This window comes from Kitasatospora sp. NPDC057936, from assembly GCF_042887525.1.
GTDB lineage: Bacteria > Actinomycetota > Actinomycetes > Streptomycetales > Streptomycetaceae > Kitasatospora.
Genome location: NZ_JBHVPD010000146.1, coordinates 1 through 18827, shown reverse-complemented (window position 1 = coordinate 18827; position 18827 = coordinate 1). Strand labels below are relative to the sequence as shown.

Here is an 18827-nt window from a genome sequence, read left to right as displayed (position 1 = left end):
GCCTGGCTGCTCGGTGCCGGGGACACCGGCGCCGAGCAGCCACTGCAGGCCACCTCAACCCTCCGCCCGATCCCTCCAACCCTCGCCTTAACTCAGGGCTCCCTGAGGCGGCAACCCTCGTTTCACTCGGGAGGCTGACCTCCCCGCCGACATGGACCGCATCGGGTGGTGTGCGGTGACCCGGTGGCGGCGCGGGTCGTTGGACGCTGCGGCGGGAGCGTGCGCCCCGGTGGCAAGGCAGCAGCCACCCCCGCCGCGCGGGCCGAGCCACCGTCGGCCGCTTCACGTCGCACTACCGATCCGAAGAGGTCCCGTCATGTCCGAACTCTGGTCCGAGACATCCGCCGCGCCGCAGTTCCCGACTGCCCCGGCGGTCCCGGCCGCCACTCCGAAGAGCCTGCTGGAGCAGATGCAGGAACTGCTCGCCTCCGTGACCGCGGACCTCGCCGAACTCCAGTCCTCCGGCGTCCGCGACGCCGGTACGGCCGGCTACCCCACCGGCACCGACACCTCCGGGGCTCCGGCCGTCGCGCCGGGCACCCGGTAGTCCGGCGCCCCGTCCGTCGGCCCGCCCTCACCCGGCGGGCCGAGCCGGACCACCAGTAAGGGCGCGCCCCGGCCGGCCGGCTCGGCCTCCGCCGCTCCGAGGAACCGCCCCGCCGCCTGCCGGAGCCGCACCACGAGGTCCTTGCACTCCGCCACCGCGTCGACGGTGTCGATGCACGTCCAGTACACGCTCTCCGTGTCGGCCCCGCAGGCCAGCACCACCAGCGTCTCGCCGAGCTCGCGCAGCAGCCCGTCGAGCGCCCCCAACGTCTCCTCCAGGTCGCCGAGTTCGCCGAGCCGGCCGGACCGTCCGCCGCTCAGCACGGCTGCCCTGACCACGGACCGGTCCAGGCAGCCCGAGGCGACCGTGCCCGCCTCGGACAGCTGTCTGCCGAGTCCGGCCAGTTCCTCCTCGTCCAGCTCGGCCAACCGGGCCCCCACCGCTTCGGTGAGCAGCGCCGCCCGCCGTGCCTCCGCCAGCACGTCGGGTACGTGCCTGGCCTCGACCAGTGCGTGCCGGGCCGTCTTGATCAGTCGCAGCGCCTCCATGGCGCGTCCCCTTCCGCTCGCTTTCGCCGTCCGACCACGGCCGCCGCCGGGGCGGTTCGTGGTCACGGCGAAAGCGTGCGCCGAGAGAGGGAGGTGCGCATTGGGGCTTTTCAAAGCTGTGGAAAACCCCGGGGCTGTGGACAACTCCTGTCCCTCGCAGGGATTATTCGCGCACCTCAGGCTTGACGTAGGCGGCCGATCCCGGCACCGGGAAGCGCTCCTCGTTCCGCTCGATCTTGGCCGCGAGCGCCTCCAGCGGGTCCACCCCCACCGCCGTGCAGAACTGCACCAGGTACGCGAGGACGTCGGCCACCTCGTCCCGCACCCGGTGGGCGCGCTGCGGGTCGGACATCACCGCGGCGGCCTGCTCCGGCGTCAGCCACTGGAAGATCTCCAGCAGCTCGCCGGCCTCCACCGTCAGCGCCGCCGCCAGGTTCTTCGGCGTGTGGAAGGGGTCCCACTTCCGCACCGCCGCGAAGTCCACCAGCCGCTGCCGCAGGCTCTCCAACGTCGGTGCCGCAGGGCCGGCACCGGATTCCTCAGCTCGTTCGTTCACGCGTCCAGGTCTACCGCATCCCCGTCCGCCCCCGCCCCGCCGTCCCCGCCGTCAACACCGTCAGCGGCGGCAGGAGCCGCAGAAGCGGCAGAAGCAGCCGCTTCCCCCTCCCCGCGCCCGCACTGGGCCGGCACCCGCGCCGTCTCGGGCCGCAGCACGGTGTGCCCCGCGGCCGGGTCGCGCCGGCACTCGACCAGCATGACCCCGCCCACGGACCCCCCGGCCAGCGCCTCCCGGGCCGCCGCCGGCTCCTGCAGCGCGGCCAGCACCCGCAACTGGTTGCGCCCCGACATCTCCCGCGCCAGCCGCAGCAGCGAGGCCGTCTGCTCGGTGGACAGCCCGGCCCCCAGGTCCCCCGCGAGCACCGTGAGCTGCCGGTGCGCCCACGGCACCTCGGCGGCCACGTCCAGGTCGAGCACCCCGGCGCCGGTGAGCAGCACGGCGGCGAACGCGAGGTGGCGCAGCATCCCGTCGGAGGCCTGGTCGGCCCCGGTGCGTCCGAGGAGGCCCTCGTCGAAGACCGCGAGGACCCCCCGGTCGGCGCCGGTGCCGCGGTGGGCGAGGTCGAGGCCGAGCAGCGGGTGCGGTGCGGCGGACTGGACGACCCGGAGGAGCTGGCCGTAGCGACGCGGGCACTCGCCGGCGAGCCGGGCGATGACGGCGGAGATGTTGGCGGCGTTGCTGGTCAGGCGGGCCTGCGGGTCGGGGCGGGCCCAGTCGCGCATGAGGGCCGGCACGGGGTGGACGGGGAAGACCTCGCGCAGGGCGGTGAGCGCGTGCTCGGTGGCGGCGAGGACGGTGCGTTCGCCGGGCGAGGAACCGGCGACCCGGAGCGGCAGCTGGGCGGTGATCATGGTGCCGCTGGGGAAGGGTGCCCGGATGTCGCCCTGGCGGGTGTCGTTGTGCCAGCAGACGTTGACGCGCCGGCCGCGCAGGTCCTGTTCGCCGGTCTCGACGAGGGTGCGCCCGTCGAGGCTGAGCGATTCGCGGGCGATCCGGACGGGTCCGTCGGTGCGGATGACGACGTCTAGCCGGATGCGGCCCGCCGGGGAGCGGACGGTGCAGCCGAGGATGATCGCGTCGCGCCCGTGCGGGACGCATCCGGCCAGGCCCCCGCGGACGGGAGTGGCGAGCTGGCCGGAGGCGCCGGGGATGCCGTCGAGGGAGTCCGCGATCTCCTCGCCGAGGGCGAGGCGGGACAGGACGGCGAGCGCGTCGAGCGCGTTGGCCTTGCCGACGCCGGCCGGTCCGTGCAGGACGGTGAGCGGTGCGAGCGGCAGTGCGGCGCGCCGGTAGGACTTGAAGGAGGTGAGCCGGAGCTCGTCGACGGTGGGGCGCGGTACGGGCGGCCGATCGGGCGCCGGGGCGTCCGGTCGGGGGTGGGACGGCGAGGCGGTGCGGGTGGCGTCGCGGTTCACCCGTCGGACCCTAACTGCAGGTCAGGCGGCAGAAACGTGCCTGCGCGGCAGATTCATCCCATCGGGGAGCCGCGTGCACGGCCCGGGCATGGGAGGCGCACAGGGTGCGCACAACGAGGGCGCGCAGGAGAGCCCTCAGCGCCGGTACACCGCGCCCGTTCTCAGCGACCGGGCCTCAGCGACCGGCCTCAGCCCCCGTTCTCAGCGCCGGTACACCGCGACCGTCACCGACGCCGTCACCTCGACCGGCTCCGGCAGCCCGGCGAGCGCCGCGGCCAGCCGCTCCGGATCGGTGTGCCAGGCGCTCGGCCCCATCCCGACCACCGTGCGCACGTCCTGCGGCCCGAGCCGCAGCGTGAACTCGACCTCCCGCCGCCCCTCGGGCGTCAGGTACGGGCCGAGCTTCTCGTCGATCCGCCGCTGCTTGTCCTCGTCGACCGACAGCAGCCCGAGCGCGGCGACGAGTTCGCGCAGGTGCCGCGGGGTCGGCGAGACCAGCAGCAGGGTGCCGCCGGGGCGCAGCACGCGGCGGATCTCCGGCCCGTTGCGGGGCGCGAACACGTTGAGCATCAGCCCGGCGGACCCGTCGAGCAGCGGCAGCGGGCGCCAGGCGTCGCAGACGACCGCGCCGATCCGGGGGTGGGCCTTGGCGGCGCGGCGCAGTGCGTACTTGGAGATGTCGAGCGCGGCGCCCGGCCGGCCGGGCAGGGCGTCGAGGACGTGGGCGAGGTAGTGGCCGGTGCCGGCGCCGAGGTCGGCGACGAGGCCTTCGGGGTCGGCGGACGCGGCGGCTTCGGCGAGGGCGTCGGCGATGGGGCCGTAGTGGCCGGCGGCGAGGAAGTCGGCCCGGGCGGCGACCATGTCGGCGGTGTCGCCGGTGCCGGTGTGGGCGTCACCGGCGAGGAGGCTGACGTAGCCCTGCTTGGCGAGGTCGTGGCTGTGCCCGGCGGGGCAGCGCATGCTGCGTTCGTGCCGGGCGAGGGGCTGCGCGCAGTGCGGGCAGGCCAGGTAGGGCTCGATGTCCTGCAGCAACGTTCCGTCTTCTCTCGCCGTGCGCCCCGAGGGCCGTCCCGGGCGTTCCCCGAGGTGCTCGGGGGTGCCAGCCTAACGACCGCGGCCGGCCGCGACGCGCAGGGCGAGGTCGGCCAGTGCCTCGGGGGCGCCCGCGCGGCCACGGATGCCGGGGAAGGCGTTGACGTCGACGACGACGGGCTCGGCGGGCCCGTCGAGCAGGTCGACGCCGTACACGTCGAGGCCGAACGCCTCGCCGACGCGCAGCGCGAGGGCGGCCCGGTCGGCCGGTGGTTCCCATTCCGCGGCGGGCCGGGCGTCGGCGGCGGGCGGGGCGAGTTCGGAGCGCCGCCGGGCGGCGAACACCCGGCCGTCGACGACCCACAGCTTCTGGTCCCAGCCGGTGCCGTCGAGGAAGGGCTGGGTGACGACGGCTTCGTCCGGCCAGCGCTCGGCGAGTTCGCGCAGCCGGGCGGCGTCGTCGACCCGGGCGACGAGGTCGCCGCGCCGGCTGTGCCGGCTCTTGACGACGAACGGGTATACCGGATCCACGAGTTCGCGAAGGCTACCGGCCGCGCTGGTCTCCGCGAAGGGAAGTCGAGCAGTGCGGGCGACTTCCGCCATCCGCCACCGGTCCTGGCAAAGCTCCGTCTCCGCGACCGAGTTGATGACGGGAGCACCACTCAGCTCCAACTCACGTGCCAAGGCCAGAGCTTGCACCGTGTGAGCCTTGAGAAGATAGACGTCCGCCATTGGGTGGGAGACCTGCTCATCCCCCGGCCCGACGACCTCCACCCCGTGCCCCCGCGCGCGCAGCACCTCCGCCGTGGCCGCCAGCACCGGGTGCCCCGGGTCCGCCGTGATCAGCCCGACCCTCACAGCGCGCCCCCGCCCGCCGTCACCAGCGCCGGGGCCGGCACCGACACGGCCGTCCCGCCGCGCGCGAGCCGCAGCACGGCCCGTCCGACCCGGGCGACGGCGTCCGGCACCTGCCGGAAGCTCGGGAAGTCGTTGACGTCGACGACGACCGGCCCGTCCGGTCCGAGCAGCACGTCGACGCCGTACAGGTCGAGCCCGAACACCTCTCCCACCTGCGCCGCGATCCGCGCGACCTCGCCCGCGAGCGGCACCCGCCGCTCCCGCACCCCCTGCCCGGGGTGCAGCGGCGAGCAGCGCTCGGTGGCGTGGAACTCGCCGTCGACGCAGTAGATCTTGAGGTCCACGCCTGAGTTGGGCACGTACGGCTGCGCGATCAGCAGTCCTTCCCCGGCGAGCGAGGGGCCGAGCGCGAGCAGGTGGTCGGGGGTGCGGACGAGCCGCACGGCGCGTCCGGAGCTGCCGTCGGCCGGCTTGACGACGAGCGGGTACTCGGCGGCGGGTATCTCGGCGAGCCGTTCCCACCGGGCGGCGGCGTACGTGACGGGCACGGGCAGGCCGCGGGTGCGGGCGATGACGGAGGCGAGCGCCTTGTCGCGCACGCCGCGGATCGAGCGGACGTCGTTGACGGTGGTGAGCCCGACGGCCGCGGCCGCGTCGAGGAGGGTGAGGCCGGGCCCGCCGGAGACGGTCTTGAGCACCCACGCGTCGTGGGTGCCGGCCCGCACCGCCTCGGAGATCGCGAGGAGCGAGTCGCCGGGGCGCAGCACGTCCACCCGGTGCCCCCACGCGGTGAGTTGGCGTGCGACGTCGAGCGGCATGCCGTCGTGCCGGTAGTGCTCCTCCACCAGAAAGCAGAGCCTCATGGGCCTGTCTTCCCCCCTTGCCGTACCGAGTCCGGAGTTTTCCGCCGTCCCCCTCGGCAGAGCTGTGAAGGCATCAGCATGCCACGGGGTGCCCGATCAAGATCGCGGCGGCGGTAAGCGTTCGGCAACAATCGCGGGAAGGCCGGTGCGTGTCCGGACGACCGTCCGGCGCCCGGCCGGTCAAACCGGTGGCGGGCGGTCCGCGAGTCCTGCTTGGATGCCGCCGTGACTTCTGCCGATCATGCACCCGCGATTCCCTCCACCACCGCCTCCGCCACTGCGGACCCGCACCTCCTCGACGAGATCGAGCGTTACTACGACGCGGTGCCGCGCAGCGCCGCGCGCACCGAGGACTTCGGTCCGCTGACCCTGTTCGTCCGCGACGGCGCCGGCTGGCCGTACTACGCCCGCCCGACGCTGGGTCACGACGGGCCCGCCGTGACCGCCGACGACGTTCTCCGAGTGCTGGCCCGCCAGCGGGAGTTGGGCGTGCCGGAGGCGTTCGAGTGGGTCGCCGAGCACGACCCGGAGCTGCGCGCCGCGGTCGAGGGGGCCGGGCTGACGGTGCACGAGCACCCGCTGCTGGTGCTGGGCCCGGCGGACGAGCCGGGCGCCGCGCCCGCCCCCGCGGAGCGGGTGGAGGTGCGCGTCCTGGCTGCGGACGCACCGGAGTTGGCGGCCGCGCTGGCCGTCCCGCGGCTGGCGTTCGCCGATCCGGGCACCGGCATCGGTGCCGCCGGGACCGTCGAACTGGCGACGGCGGAGCAGGAGTTGGCGGCCGACGGCACCGCGCGGCGGGTCGCCGAGCGGATCACCGCGGGCACCACCGTGCTGGCGGCGGCGCTGGAGGACGGCACACCGCTGTGCGCGGGCCAGCACAACCCGGTGGGCCCGGTGACGGAGGTCGGCGGGGTCGGCACGCTTCCGGCGGCGCGCCGGCGCGGTCTCGGGCTCGCGGTGACGGCGGCGCTGGTCGCCCACGCCCGCGCGAACGGCGTGCGGACGGTGTTCCTGTCCGCCGCGGACGAGGACGTCGCCCGGATCTACCGCCGGGCCGGCTTCCGCCCGTTCGCGACGGCCCTGATCGCCGAACCGGCGACGCCCGACGGAACGCCCGACGGAACGGCCGGCTGACGCGGCGCGCCGGACGAACGGGAACGGGGGCGGCCGTCAGTCGTCGTCCCCGTCCTCGTCGTCCGCCCCGGTGACGCCCTCCCCCTCCGCCTCGTCCACGACCCACGCGGACAGCCGCTCGGCGACGCCCGACACGCCGAGCCGCCCCTCCCGGATGGCCCGGGCGAGGCTGCGCACCTCGCGGGCGGTGGTCGCCACCGTGCAGCCGCTCGCGACGAGGTAGGCGTAGGCGACGGCGGTGGCGAACAGCTCGTTGGTCTTCTCCAGGGCCGGCACCCGGATCAGCTGGTGCATCAGGGCGGCGGCGCGGTCCTGCGGTTCGGGGTAGACGGCGATGTCGAAGATCTCGGCCTGGTGGCGGGAGACCGCCGCGAGCAGCGATCCGTAGTCGGTGACCTGCGGGTCACCGGGCGTGTACTGCTCGGCGGTCATGAGCAGCCACGAGAGGTCGACCTCCAGTTTCAACGGCGCACGCCCTGGAGGTCACCCGGCTCCGCGGTTTCCGCCAGGAAGGCCGTCTCGTACTCCTTCATGAACTTCGCGGCGGCGTCGACGAAGGCCCGCCCGGACTCGCCCATGTCCTGCTGGACCAGGCGCTCGATGTACTGGTTCATGCTGATCCCCTGCTGCTCCGCCCGCTCCCGGGCCATCTCCGCGGTGGCGGCGTCCACCCTGACGTTCAGCTGCTTTTTACCCATGGGCCTCAAGCTAGCGCTGAAGTGCTAGCACAACAAGGGCGCGGATCCCGCCCCCACACGCACCCACCGCACGCCCCCGCACAACCCCGGAGGCGCCCCGGACTCATACCCACCGTCCGCCGAACCACCCCCGCCACGACGGACGAGACTTGAAGAGTCCTGCACCTTCCGAGACTCTGAACACTCCTGAGCGTTCCGTGAAGCGGCACCGACCGGTGTGGAGGCCGGCAATGACAGCCATGTTCGACCAGGAGCTGCGCGAGCAGCTCGCCCAGGCCCGCCGCGACCTCGCGACGGCCCGGGCCGAAGGGGACGCCGACGGCGTCCAGGCGTACGAGGGCCGGATCTCCGAGCTGCTCCGGCTCGCCGCCCAGCACGGGATCGACCTTCCGCACGACGCCGCCGAGGAAGAGCACAACGAGCCCTGACCACCCCCGACCGAGCGGTCCGCAGCGAGCGGCCGGAAACACCGAGGAGGCGGCACCCGGAACACCCCGGGTACCGCCTCCTCGGCACGTGCGCGCCGCTACCTCACCCGGTCGCGCCGCCGACCGGCTCCAGGATCGCCACGCACTCGAAGTGGTGCGTCATCGGGAACAGGTCGAAGGCCCGCAGCGAGACCGGCCGGTAGCCGCCCTCGCGGAAGAAGCCGAGGTCCCGGGCGAGCGCCGCCGGGTCGCACGCGACGTACGCGATCCGGCGCGCCGCCAGACCCGCCAGGTGCGCGACGGTCTCGCGCCCGGCGCCCGAGCGCGGCGGGTCCAGCACGATCAGGTCGGTGGCGGTGATGCCGGTGCGCGGCAGCAGCGTCTCGACCCGGTCGCACTCGATCCGGACGTTGTCCAGCGCGGCCAGGTTGTGCCGGGCGTCGACCACCGCCTGCTTGGCCGACTCGATGCCGAGCACCGCGCCGTCCTCGCCGACCCGGTCCGCCAGCGCGCCCGCGAACAGGCCCACGCCGCAGTACAGGTCGAGCGCGTTCTCGCCCCACTGCGGGTCCAGGCCGTCCAGGACGGCGTCCACGAGGGTGTCCGGCGCCTCCGGGTGGATCTGCCAGAAGCCGCCGTCGCTGACCCGCCAGGTGCGCCCGGCGGCCCGCTCGCGCACGAAAGAGCGCCCGTGCACGCGGTGCACGCCGCCCTGGTCGTCGATGCGGGCGATCGACACCGGCTTGTCCAGCTCGACCAGCGGCAGCTGCGCGCCGGGCCGCGGGGTGAGCACGATCTGGCGGTCCGAGGAGCCGGTCGCGGCGAAGACCTCGACCGAGGCGACGCCCGGCCAGTCGCGGGCCTCGACGCCGAGCTCGGTGACGCCCTGCGCGGCGATCAGGCAGTGGTCGACCGGCTGGATCTCGTGCGAGCGGTGCTTGCGCAGGCCGACCTTGCCGCTGTCCGCGTCCACCGCGTACTGCACCCGGGTGCGCCAGGCCGGCACCTGCCCGGCCGGGAGCTTGCCGCCGACCGGCTCGACGCTGCCGTCCCAGCCCGCCTCCTCCGGGGTGAGCCCGGCCAGCTTCGCCAGCTGCTCGGTCAGCACCGCCGCCTTGAGCTTGCGCTGCCCGCCGGGGGTCACGTGCTGCCAGTCGCAGCCGCCGCACTTGCCGGGCCCGGCGAACGGGCACGGCGGGGCGATCCGCTCCTTGGCGGGCTCCAGGATTTCCACCGCGTCGGCCCGCAGGAACCGCGACGTCGTGGTCCCCTCGGTCACCTGCGCGACCACCTTCTCGCCGGGCAGCGCGTGCCGGACGAACAGCACCCGGCCCTCGTACCGGGCCACGCAGTGCCCGCCGCCGTGCGCGACCGCGCCGACCTCGACCTCGTACCGCTGCCCGACCAGCGGGTCACCCGACGGCGTCTCCGGCCGCTGCGAGCGCGGCTGCTGGCCGCGCAGCGCCTTCGGCGGGCGCACGGCCTGCTTGCGCGGCGCCCCGCCCCTGCCGGACGCGCCGTCCTTGCCCTGGGAACCCGCGCCGCCCTTGCCGGACGCGGCAGCGCCCTTCCCGGCAGCAGCCTTCCCAGCGGCGCCCTTCCCGGCGGAGCCCTTGGCCGAAGCCCCCGAGGCCCCCGAGGCGCCGGCGCCCTTGCCCGACGCCGCGCCCTTGCCCGACGCCGCAGCCCCAGCCGCCGCCTCGGAGTCCGCCGTCGTCTCCGCCCGCTCGCCCGGGGCGAGCGGCGCCGTCCGCGCGGTCAGACCGTCGCGATCGGTGGCCTCCGGACGGATGACGGGCCGACCCCAGCGCGGCCGGGCGACCTGCCCGGGCTTGGTGCCGCCCCGGCGGGCGCCCTTGCCGGAGGTGGCGCCGGAGCGGCCGGGCTTGCCCCCGGAGTTGCCCGAGGAGCGGGGCGGATTGTTGCGGGTCACTGGGAGGAGTCCTTGCTGCGGTCGGAGGTCGCACCGGCGCTCGCGCCGGTCCGGTCGGAATCCTTCGACTCTACGGCCTTCGGCGCCCGCGGCTCGCCACGGCGGACGGCCCCCGGCGCCGACCAGGCCTTCTGCGGCCGGCGCCGCTCGGAGGACTCCAGCTGCCACGGCACCGAGGTGACCATCACACCGGGCTTGAACAGCAGCCGCCCCTTGAGCCGCAGCGCGCTCTGGTTGTGCAGCAGGTGCTCGTACCAGCGGCCGACGACGTACTCGGGGATGTAGACCGACACCACCTCGCGCGGGCTGCTGCGGCGCAGGTTCTTGACGTAGTCGAGGACCGGCCCGGTGATCTCGCGGAACGGCGAGTCCAGCACCTTCAGCGGCACCTCGATCCCGCGCTCGTCCCACTCCCGGCGCAGCGCCTCGGTGTCCGCCGGGTCGACGTTGACCGAGATGGCCTCCAGCGTGTGGGGGCGCGCGAGCCGCGCGTACGCGAGGGCGCGCAGCGCGGGCTTGTGCAGCTTGGAGACCAGGACGACGGCGTGCACCCGGGTGGGCAGCACGACGTCGTCGGGCTCCTCGGCGGCGCTGAGCTCCTCGGAGACGCGGTCGTAGTGGCGCCGGATGCCCTTCATCATCACGAACAGCACGACCATCGCGGCGATCGCGATCCAGGCGTGGCCGATCTTGGTGACCAGGACGACGATCAGCACGGCCATGGTCATCACCAGGCCGAAGGTGTTGATGGCCCGGCTGCGCTGCATGCGGCGGCGCTCGGCCGGGTCGGTCTCGGTGCGCAGCAGCCTGGTCCAGTGCCGGATCATGCCGGACTGGCTCATGTTGAAGGACACGAAGACGCCGACGATGTAGAGCTGGATCAGCCGGTTGGGGTCGGCGTCGAAGGCGATGACGAACAGGATCGCCGCGATCGCCAGCAGGATGATGCCGTTGGAGAAGGCGAGCCGGTCGCCGCGGGTGTGGAGCTGGCGGGGCAGGTAGCGGTCCTGGGCGAGGATCGAGCCGAGCACCGGGAACCCGTTGAAGGCGGTGTTGGCGGCGAGCACCAGGATCAGGCCGGTGACGGCGGCGACGAAGTAGAAGCCGGGCGTGAAGTTCGAGAAGACGGCCTCGCTGATCTGGGCGAGGGCAGTCTTCTGGTGGTAGTCGGGCGAGGAGCCGACGAGCTGCTCGACCGGGTTCTCGGCCATCTGGACGCCGGTGAGCCGGGCCAGCCAGATGATGCCCATGAACATCACCACGGCGACGCCGGCCATCATGAGCAGCGTGGTGGCCGCGTTCTTGCTCTTGGGCTTGCGGAAGGCCGGCACGCCGTTGGAGATGGCCTCGACGCCGGTGAGCGCGGCGCAGCCGGAGGAGAACGACTTGAGCAGCAGGAACACCATCGCGAACCCGGCGAGCGATCCGTTGCCCGGGGTGGCGACGAGGTGGAAGCCGGAGCTCTCGGCGGGCATGTCCTGGCTGAGCGCGAAGTGCCGGAAGAACCCGTAGCAGACCATGCCGACGACGCCGATCATGAACGCGTAGGTGGGCACGGCGAAGGCGGTCCCGGACTCCCGGACACCGCGCAGGTTCATGCCCATCAGCAGCACGATCACGATGACCGACAGGGTCAGCTCGTGGCCGCGCAGCGAGGGCACGGCGGAGACGACGTTGGCGACGCCGGAGGTCGTGGAGACGGCCACGGTGAGGACGTAGTCGACCATCAGCGCGCTCGCGACGACCAGGCCGGCGGCCGGGCCGTGGTTGACGGTCGCCACCTCGTAGTCGCCGCCGCCGCTCGGGTAGGCGTGGACGTTCTGCCGGTAGGAGGCGACGACGGCGAGCATGACGATCGCGACGACGAGGCCGATCTGCCAGGAGAAGTGGATGGCGGACGCGCCCGCTACCGACAGGGTGAGCAGGATCTCCTCGGGGGCGTAGGCCACCGAGGAGAGCGCGTCCGAGGCGAAGACGGGGAGCGCGATCCGCTTCGGCAGCAGCGTCTCGCCCAGTTTGTCGCTCCGCAGGGCGCGCCCGATCAGCAGGCGTTTCGGAAGGTCAGTCGGCATAGGCACGTTAAGGAATCGTAGGGGTTTGCCGACAGGGCTTGCGCCGAACTCCCCACCCTTCGTCGCGACTGTGTTCGGTGGACCGGCTAGCGTGTCGGATACGAGCCGGTGGGCAACACTCTGGTTGTCGCGCCGGTACCGAACAGGACGCTCGCCCCGGCCACCGGGGCGGGAGAGGGAGATGAACGGTGTTTGCGCAGGTCAAGAACCCAACGGATCGGGTGAGGTAGCGCCGGTGCACATCGTCATCATGGGCTGCGGCCGCGTGGGCTCGGCCCTCGCGAGAGCGTTGGAGAAACAGGGCCACTCCGTCGCGGTGGTCGACCAGGACCCGACGGCCTTCCGCCGCCTGGGCGCCGGGTTCAACGGCCGCCGGGTCACCGGTGTCGGCTTCGACCAGGACACCCTGCGCGAGGCGGGCATCGAGGAGGCCGGCGCGTTCGCCGCCGTCTCCAGCGGTGACAACTCCAACATCATCGCGGCGCGGGTCGCCCGGGAGACCTTCGGCGTGGAGAACGTCGCCGCCCGGATCTACGACCCCCGACGTGCCGAGGTCTACCAGCGCCTGGGCATCCCGACCGTGGCCACGGTCCGCTGGACCGCCGACCAGATGCTGCGCCGGCTGCTGCCGAGCGGCGCCGAGCCGCTGTGGCAGGACCCGAGCGGCAGCGTCCAGCTGGCCGAGGTCGCCTACGACCCGCGCTGGGTCGGCCGCCGCCTGGCCGAGCTGGAGGAGGCCTCCGGCTCGCGGGTGGCGTTCGTCACCCGGCTCGGCGAGGGCCTGCTGCCCACGCCGCAGACGCTGCTGCAGGAGGGCGACCTGGTGCACGTGATGCTGCGCCGGGCCGACCTGACGGCCGTCGAGGCCGCGTTCGCGCAGGGACCGAAGGAGGAGGGTCACTGATGCGGGTCGCCATTGCCGGGGCCGGTGCCGTGGGCCGCTCGATCGCGGGCGAGCTCCTGGAGAACGGGCACGAGGTCCTGCTGATAGACAAGAACCCCAACTCCATCTCGGTGGAGCGGGTGCCGCTGGCGGAGTGGCTGCTGGCCGACGCCTGCGAGATCACCTCGCTGGACGAGGCGGCCCTTCAGCGCTGCCACGTGGTGATCGCCGCGACCGGCGACGACAAGGTCAACCTGGTCGTCTCGCTGCTCGCCAAGACCGAGTACGCGGTGCCGCGGGTGGTCGCCCGGGTGAACAACCCGAAGAACGAGTGGCTCTTCAACGAGTCCTGGGGCGTGGACGTCGCCGTCTCCACCCCGCGCCTGATGTCCGCGCTGGTCGAGGAGGCGGTCAGCGTCGGCGACCTGGTCCGCCTGATGCGCTTCAGCCAGGGCAACGCCAACCTGGTCGAGCTGACCCTGGCGGCCGACACCGAACTGGTCGGCACCCGGGTGGGCGACGTCGCCTGGCCGCCGGACACCGCGCTGGTGACGATCATCCGCGAGGGCCGGGTGCTCGTGCCCGGCAAGGACGACACCCTGGAGGGCGGCGACGAGCTGCTGTTCGTCGCGGCGCAGGAGCGCGAGGAGGAGCTGGAGGACCTGCTGTCGGCCACCTCCGGCGCCCAGTAGCCGGCACTCCCGGCGGCGTCCGACACGGCGTCCGACACGCAGGAGGGCCCGCACCCCGGACGGGGTGCGGGCCCTCCTGCGTGCACCGCGGGTCGGGCCGGCTACTTCGCCGGCTCCTCCTCGTCGTCGTCCAGCGGCGCCTTGATCGGCGGCGGCGCCTTCAGCAGGATCTGCCAGGTCACGTACATCGCCAGCAGCAGCGGCGGGATGCCGAGCGCGACCTTCAGCCAGCCGAGCAGGTTGACGTTGTGGGTGAAGTACAGCGGGAAGAGGATCACCGGCTTGATGCCCATGATCACGACCCAGGCCCAGGTCGCCTTGGTGTAGGCGCGCAGCCGGCCCGGGTTCTCCTTGCGCCAGGTGAACATCTCGCCGGTGATCGGGCCGAGCATCAGGCCGATCAGCGGCCAGCGCACCAGCGCGGAGACCGCGAGCCCGATGCAGTAGCCGACGTTCCACAGCAGGCCGGGCAGGTAGAAGTCCTCGGCCCGGCCGCTCTTCATCGAGATCCAGGCGCCGATGGCGACGCCGAACACCCCGCTGAAGGCGTGCTGGACGGTCTCCCGCTTCGCCAGCCGGACCACCACGAACAGGGCGCTCAGCGCGAGCGCGGCCCACGCGGCGGCACTGACCTGGTGGGTGATGTTGTACGTGACGATGAAGACCAGGCCGGGCAGCGTCATGTCGACCATGCCGCGCACGCCGCCGAAGGCCTGCAGCACGGTGTCGGCGGCCTCCTTCGAGGCGGCGGCCTTGCGGGCGGCCTCGGCGGCCTCCGGGTCGAGCTCCTGGCCGGTGGCCGGTGCGGCGGCGTCGACCGACCGCGCCAGGCCTTCTGCGGCGTCCTTCGCGGCGGCGTCCTGCCAGGCCGCCACGTCGGCGGCGTTCAGGTCGAGCCGGGCGGCGTCGCCGCCGGGGTGGTTGCTCACGCTCATTCGCTCCCGTGTCCAACCGGACGCAGCTCGTAGCGGGGGTTGAACAGCACGCGGCGCCCGCGTGCGTGGCTGATCCGACCGCTGGCGACGAGCCGGCGGCCCGGCTCTATGCCCGCGATCGAGCGGCGGCCGAGCCAGACCATGTCCAGCGCCTCGGTGCCGTCGAAGAGCTCGGCCTCCAGGGCCGGCACCCCGGCCCGCGGGCGCAGCGTCACCGTGCGCAGCGTGCCCGCCACGGTCACCAGATCGCGGTCCGCGCAGCCGGCGATCGGCGTGCAGCCCGACTCGGCCGCGCTCTCCTGGCGCAGCTCCTCGGCCCGCAGCTCCTCGGCCGACGAGGTCAGCCGGCTGAGCATGCGGCGGAAGCGGCCCTGCGGCTGGTCGCTGCTGTTGTCACCACTCATGCGGGAAGGGTACCGGTTTCCGGGCCCCCGGCGGCAGGCCGGACGATCGCCGCCGGGGCACGGGGTGGCCGTGCGGGGCCCGGAAACCGGGCGGGCCGTCAGCTCTCGAAGCGGTAGCCCATGCCCGGTTCGGTGATGAAGTGGCGCGGGTGCGAGGGGTCGTGCTCCAGCTTGCGGCGCAGCTGGGCGAGGTAGACGCGCAGGTAGTTGGTCTCGGTGCGGTAGGCCGGGCCCCAGACCTCCTGGAGCAGCTGGGTCTGGCTGACCAGCCGGCCGGCGTTGCGCACCAGCACCTCCAGCAGATGCCACTCGGTCGGGGTAAGCCGGACGTCGGTGCCGTCGCGGTTCACCTTCTTGGCGGCGAGGTCGACGGTGAAGCTCTCGGTGACCACGAGCGAGTCGTCCTCGCCGGCCACCGGCTCGGCCCGGCGCACGGCGGCGCGCATCCGGGCGAGCAGTTCGTCCATGCCGAACGGCTTGGTGACGTAGTCGTCGGCGCCGGCGTCCAGCGCCTCGACCTTCTCGTCGGAGGCGTGCCGGGCCGACAGCACGATGATCGGCACCCGGGTCCAGCCGCGCAGCCCGCGGATCACCTCGACGCCGTCCATGTCGGGCAGGCCGAGGTCGAGGACGACGACGTCGGGATGGCGGGCGGCGGCCAGTTCCAGGGCGCTCGCGCCGTCATGGGCCGCGTCGACCTCGTACTTGCGGGCCTTGAGGTTGATCACCAGCGCGCGGACGATCTGCGGTTCGTCGTCCACGACGAGGACCCGGGTCATATACGGGCTCCGCCTTTCAGGGCTGTGTCGGGCTTGCGGGCGTGGGACTTGCGGACGGTGGTGCGTGCGGACCGTGGTGCAGACGGACGGGAAGTCGGTGTCCGGGTGTCACGTGACGAGCCGGGACAGCGGGTCGTGGTCGTCGCCGGACGGCTCGCCCGGTTCCGGGGGCCGCTCGACGGCGGGCAGGGTGACGACCATGGTGAGGCCGCCGCCCGGGGTGTCCTCGGCCGTGACGGTGCCGTTCATGGCCTCCACGAACCCGCGCGCCACGGCGAGCCCGAGGCCCACCCCGGCGCCGCGCGGCGCGTCCCCGTACCGCTGGAACGGCGCGAAGATCCGCTCCTTGGCATCCTCGGGCACGCCGGGGCCGCGGTCCACCACCCGCAGCTCGACCCGTCCCGGCCCGCCCGGCGGGTGCAGCGCGTCGGCTTTGACCAGCACCTTCACGCCCTCCGGGCTGTACTTGACGGCGTTCTCGATCAGGTTGGCCAAGGAGCGCTCCAGCAGCCCGCCGTCGGCCCGGATCATCGGGAGCGTCTCCGGAACGTCCAGCCGGACGGACTCCAGCGGGACGCCGCCGAGCGCGAACGGCACGACCTCGTCCAGGTCGGTCTCCTGGATCAGCGGGGTCACGGTGCCGGTCTGCAGCCGGCTCATGTCCAGCAGGTTGTTGATCAGGTGGTCGAGCCGGTCGGCCCCGGCCTCGATCCCGGCCAGCAGCTCCGCCTCGTCCTCTGGGGCCCACTCGACGTCCGCCGAGCGCAGCGACGTGACGGAGGCCTTGATGCCGGCCAGCGGCGTGCGCAGGTCGTGCGAGACGGCGGCGAGCAGCGCGGTGCGGATCCGGTTGCCCTCCGCCTCCCGGCGGGCCGCGGCGGCCTCGCGGGCCAGCCGGCGGCGCTCCAGCACCACGGCGGCCTGCGCGGCGAACGCCCCGAGCAGCCGGCGGTCCGCCGCGGGCAGCACCCGGCCGCGCAGCACCAGCGCGAGGCTCTCGCCGACGGGGACGTCCACGTCGGCCGCCTCGGGGCGCTGCGGCGGGTGCGGCCCGGCGGCGGCGACCGGCACCCAGGCGCCGAGCGGGTCCGGGCGCTCCAGCAGCGCGGCGCTCTCCTGCCCGAAGGTCTCGCGCACCTGCTCCATCAGGGCGGTCAGCACGCCGTCCCCGTTGGGCGCGCCGCGAAGGACCGTACCGGCCAGCGCGCTGAGCGTCTGGGCCTCGGTCTGGCTGCGGGCCGCCTGGAGGGTGCGGCGGGCCGCCAGGTCCACGACGGAGGCGACCGAGATGCCGACGATGGTGAATATGGCCACCGCCATGATGTTCTGCGGCTGGCTGATGGTGAACGTGTGGATCGGCGGCGTGAAGTAGTAGTTCAGCACCGAGGAGCCGACCAGCGCCGACCCGATCGCCGGCAGCAGCCCGCCGACCAGCGCGGCGAGGACCGTCAGCGACAGGAACAGCAGCATGTCGGTGGACAGACCGAGGCCGCCGATCGCGGTCAGCGCCAGCGCCAGCAGCGGCGGGCCGACCAGGCCGATCAGCCAGCCGGCCACCGTCCGGGTGCGGCCCAGGTCGGTGATCCGCCGGATCGGGATCCTGCCCCGCCCGCTCCCGGCGTGCTCGTGGGTGACCATGTGGACGTCGATGTCCCCGGCCTCCCGGGTCACCGTGGTGCCGACGCCGGGCCCGTAGACGTACTGCCAGCCGGGGCGGCGGCTCGTGCCCAGCACGATCTGGGTGGCATTCACGCCCCGGGCGAAGTCCAGCAGCGCCACGGCCGGGTCGTCGCCCAGGACCGCGTGGAACGTGCCGCCCAGGCTCTCGACCAGCGACCGCTGCTCGATCAGCATCTGCGGGGACTGGTCGGTGCCCGCCAGCCCGTCCGAACGGGAGATGTGGACGGCCATCAGCTCGCCGCCCGACGTCCGGGCCGCGATCCGGGCGGCGCGACGGATCAGCGTCGCCCCCTCCGGCCCGCCGGTCAGGCCCACCACGATCCGCTCCCGGGCCTGCCAGATGCCCTCGATGCCCTGCTCGGCCCGGTACTTCTGGAGGTACTCGTCCACCCGGTCCGCGGTCCACAGCAGCGCCAGCTCGCGCAGCGCCGTCAGGTTGCCCGGACGGAAGTAGTTGCCGAGGGCGGCGTCGATCTTCTCCGGCGCGTACACGTTGCCGTGGGCCAGCCGGCGGCGCAGGGCCTGCGGGGACATGTCGACCAGCTCGATCTGGTCGGCCCGCCGCACCACCTCGTCCGGCACGGTCTCGCGCTGCCGCACCCCGGTGATGCCCTCCACGGTGTCGCCGAGCGACTCCAGGTGCTGGATGTTGACCGTGGAGATCACGTCGATCCCGGCCGCCAGCAGCTCCTCGACGTCCTGCCAGCGCTTGGCGTTGCGGCAGCCGGGAATGTTGGTGTGCGCCAGCTCGTCGACCAGTGCCACCTGCGGGCGGCGGGCGAGGACGGCGTCCAGGTCCATCTCGGAGAACCTGGCACCCCGGTGCACCACCTGCTGGCGCAGCACGACCTCCAGCCCGGCGACGAGGTCGGCCGTGTTCCGCCGGCCGTGGTCCTCCACGAACGCCACGACGACGTCCGTACCGCGCTCCTGCCGCCGGTGCGCCTCCGCCAGCATGGCGTACGTCTTGCCGACCCCGGGGGCGGCCCCGAGGTAGATGCGCAGCCTGCCACGTCCCATGAGCACCATTCTTGATCCGGCCCGGTCCGGGAGCCACCCCCGGACACCTGTTCCCCTCCCCCTTCGAGACTACGGCGTGGGAGACGATTTTCCGCTGATCCGTGCACTGAGCATGCTGTTTTAGCGGCATATTGACGGTGCCACAGCCCGTCGGCTGGCCTGTACCCGCCAACCGGCGGGAACCCGTGCACGGACTGTCCGGAAACGCGAAGAACCCCCATCCGGAAACCGGATGGGGGTTCATTCAGAAGAATTGTTCGGCGGCGTCCTACTCTCCCACAGGGTCCCCCCTGCAGTACCATCGGCGCTGTGAGGCTTAGCTTCCGGGTTCGGAATGTAACCGGGCG

At 73.5% G+C, this 18827-nt stretch carries 19 protein-coding genes and 1 rRNA gene; 5 read left to right on the top strand and 15 right to left on the bottom strand.

Features of this window, described 5'->3' with window-relative positions; genetic code table 11:
- Positions 1 to 316 precede the first annotated feature (316 nt).
- Positions 317 to 547: a hypothetical protein gene (locus ACFVU9_RS42830; protein WP_380498615.1), complete on the top strand. Its 231-nt coding sequence runs from the start codon at positions 317 to 319 to the stop codon at positions 545 to 547.
- On the opposite strand, the gene ACFVU9_RS42825 is transcribed toward ACFVU9_RS42830, so the two are convergent.
- From ACFVU9_RS42825 to ACFVU9_RS42800, 6 genes are all read right to left on the bottom strand, one after another.
- Complete coding sequence (locus tag ACFVU9_RS42825; protein ID WP_387603019.1) at positions 490 to 1095, bottom strand: DUF6099 family protein; 606 nt, start codon at positions 1093 to 1095, stop codon at positions 490 to 492. The genes ACFVU9_RS42830 and ACFVU9_RS42825 overlap by 58 nt on opposite strands.
- A 163-nt stretch (positions 1096 to 1258) precedes the next feature.
- On the bottom strand, positions 1259 to 1651 hold the full coding sequence (locus ACFVU9_RS42820) for a nucleotide pyrophosphohydrolase (protein WP_387603016.1): 393 nt from the start codon (positions 1649 to 1651) through the stop codon (positions 1259 to 1261).
- Entirely contained in the window at positions 1648 to 3069 is a 1422-nt protein-coding gene (locus tag ACFVU9_RS42815; RefSeq protein ID WP_380444501.1) for an AAA family ATPase, read from the bottom strand. Before ACFVU9_RS42815 ends, ACFVU9_RS42820 begins: the two co-directional genes overlap by 4 nt.
- Before the next feature lie 201 nt (positions 3070 to 3270).
- Positions 3271 to 4101, bottom strand: coding sequence for a putative RNA methyltransferase (locus tag ACFVU9_RS42810; protein ID WP_387603013.1), 831 nt, complete (start codon positions 4099 to 4101; stop codon positions 3271 to 3273).
- A gap of 72 nt (positions 4102 to 4173) precedes the next feature.
- A complete protein-coding gene (locus ACFVU9_RS42805; protein ID WP_387603010.1) occupies positions 4174 to 4632 on the bottom strand; it encodes a RimK family alpha-L-glutamate ligase in 459 nt (152 codons plus the stop codon).
- A gap of 323 nt (positions 4633 to 4955) precedes the next feature.
- Positions 4956 to 5822 carry a RimK family alpha-L-glutamate ligase gene (locus ACFVU9_RS42800; RefSeq protein ID WP_380444498.1) on the bottom strand — a complete coding sequence of 289 codons (867 nt, stop codon included), beginning with the start codon at positions 5820 to 5822 and terminating at the stop codon, positions 4956 to 4958.
- 225 nt (positions 5823 to 6047) lie between these two features.
- Between ACFVU9_RS42800 and ACFVU9_RS42795 the strand changes: the two genes are divergently transcribed.
- Complete coding sequence (locus tag ACFVU9_RS42795; protein WP_380444497.1) at positions 6048 to 6956, top strand: GNAT family N-acetyltransferase; 909 nt, start codon at positions 6048 to 6050, stop codon at positions 6954 to 6956.
- Positions 6957 to 6992: 36 nt separating this feature from the next.
- Here ACFVU9_RS42795 and ACFVU9_RS42790 read toward each other — a convergent pair whose 3' ends face one another.
- Both ACFVU9_RS42790 and ACFVU9_RS42785 read right to left on the bottom strand, forming a co-directional pair.
- Positions 6993 to 7421 (bottom strand): fic family toxin-antitoxin system, toxin component, encoded by a 429-nt coding sequence (locus ACFVU9_RS42790; RefSeq protein ID WP_359974421.1) that lies wholly within the window; start codon positions 7419 to 7421, stop codon positions 6993 to 6995.
- A complete protein-coding gene (locus ACFVU9_RS42785; protein WP_363653907.1) occupies positions 7418 to 7654 on the bottom strand; it encodes a toxin-antitoxin system HicB family antitoxin in 237 nt (78 codons plus the stop codon). The genes ACFVU9_RS42790 and ACFVU9_RS42785 overlap by 4 nt, the downstream gene beginning before the upstream one ends.
- A gap of 230 nt (positions 7655 to 7884) precedes the next feature.
- On the opposite strand from ACFVU9_RS42785, the gene ACFVU9_RS42780 reads away from it, so the two are divergent.
- Positions 7885 to 8082 (top strand): hypothetical protein, encoded by a 198-nt coding sequence (locus ACFVU9_RS42780; protein ID WP_380444496.1) that lies wholly within the window; start codon positions 7885 to 7887, stop codon positions 8080 to 8082.
- 103 nt (positions 8083 to 8185) lie between these two features.
- Here the strand turns inward: ACFVU9_RS42780 and ACFVU9_RS42775 are convergent, their stop codons facing one another.
- The gene (locus ACFVU9_RS42775) at positions 8186 to 9544 is read right to left on the bottom strand and encodes a class I SAM-dependent RNA methyltransferase (protein ID WP_387603025.1); all 1359 of its coding nucleotides are present in this window, start codon (positions 9542 to 9544) and stop codon (positions 8186 to 8188) included.
- 467 nt (positions 9545 to 10011) lie between these two features.
- The gene (locus tag ACFVU9_RS42770; RefSeq protein ID WP_387603022.1) at positions 10012 to 12087 is read right to left on the bottom strand and encodes an APC family permease; all 2076 of its coding nucleotides are present in this window, start codon (positions 12085 to 12087) and stop codon (positions 10012 to 10014) included.
- A gap of 235 nt (positions 12088 to 12322) precedes the next feature.
- On the opposite strand from ACFVU9_RS42770, the gene ACFVU9_RS42765 reads away from it, so the two are divergent.
- Complete coding sequence (locus ACFVU9_RS42765; protein ID WP_380444494.1) at positions 12323 to 12991, top strand: potassium channel family protein; 669 nt, start codon at positions 12323 to 12325, stop codon at positions 12989 to 12991.
- Entirely contained in the window at positions 12991 to 13662 is a 672-nt protein-coding gene (locus ACFVU9_RS42760; protein WP_380444493.1) for a potassium channel family protein, read from the top strand. The genes ACFVU9_RS42765 and ACFVU9_RS42760 overlap by 1 nt, the downstream gene beginning before the upstream one ends.
- A 101-nt stretch (positions 13663 to 13763) precedes the next feature.
- On the opposite strand, the gene ACFVU9_RS42755 is transcribed toward ACFVU9_RS42760, so the two are convergent.
- The 5 genes from ACFVU9_RS42755 to rrf all read right to left on the bottom strand — a co-directional run.
- Positions 13764 to 14591 carry a DUF3159 domain-containing protein gene (locus tag ACFVU9_RS42755; protein WP_380509730.1) on the bottom strand — a complete coding sequence of 276 codons (828 nt, stop codon included), beginning with the start codon at positions 14589 to 14591 and terminating at the stop codon, positions 13764 to 13766.
- A 2-nt stretch (positions 14592 to 14593) separates the two neighbouring features.
- Positions 14594 to 15001: an OB-fold nucleic acid binding domain-containing protein gene (locus tag ACFVU9_RS42750; protein ID WP_329931199.1), complete on the bottom strand. Its 408-nt coding sequence runs from the start codon at positions 14999 to 15001 to the stop codon at positions 14594 to 14596.
- A 98-nt stretch (positions 15002 to 15099) separates the two neighbouring features.
- A complete protein-coding gene (locus ACFVU9_RS42745) occupies positions 15100 to 15780 on the bottom strand; it encodes a response regulator (RefSeq protein WP_380449017.1) in 681 nt (226 codons plus the stop codon).
- Positions 15781 to 15888: 108 nt separating this feature from the next.
- The gene (locus ACFVU9_RS42740) at positions 15889 to 18480 is read right to left on the bottom strand and encodes an ATP-binding protein (RefSeq protein ID WP_380449018.1); all 2592 of its coding nucleotides are present in this window, start codon (positions 18478 to 18480) and stop codon (positions 15889 to 15891) included.
- A gap of 255 nt (positions 18481 to 18735) precedes the next feature.
- Positions 18736 to 18827, bottom strand: a 5S ribosomal RNA gene (gene rrf, locus ACFVU9_RS42735); the annotation flags it as partial.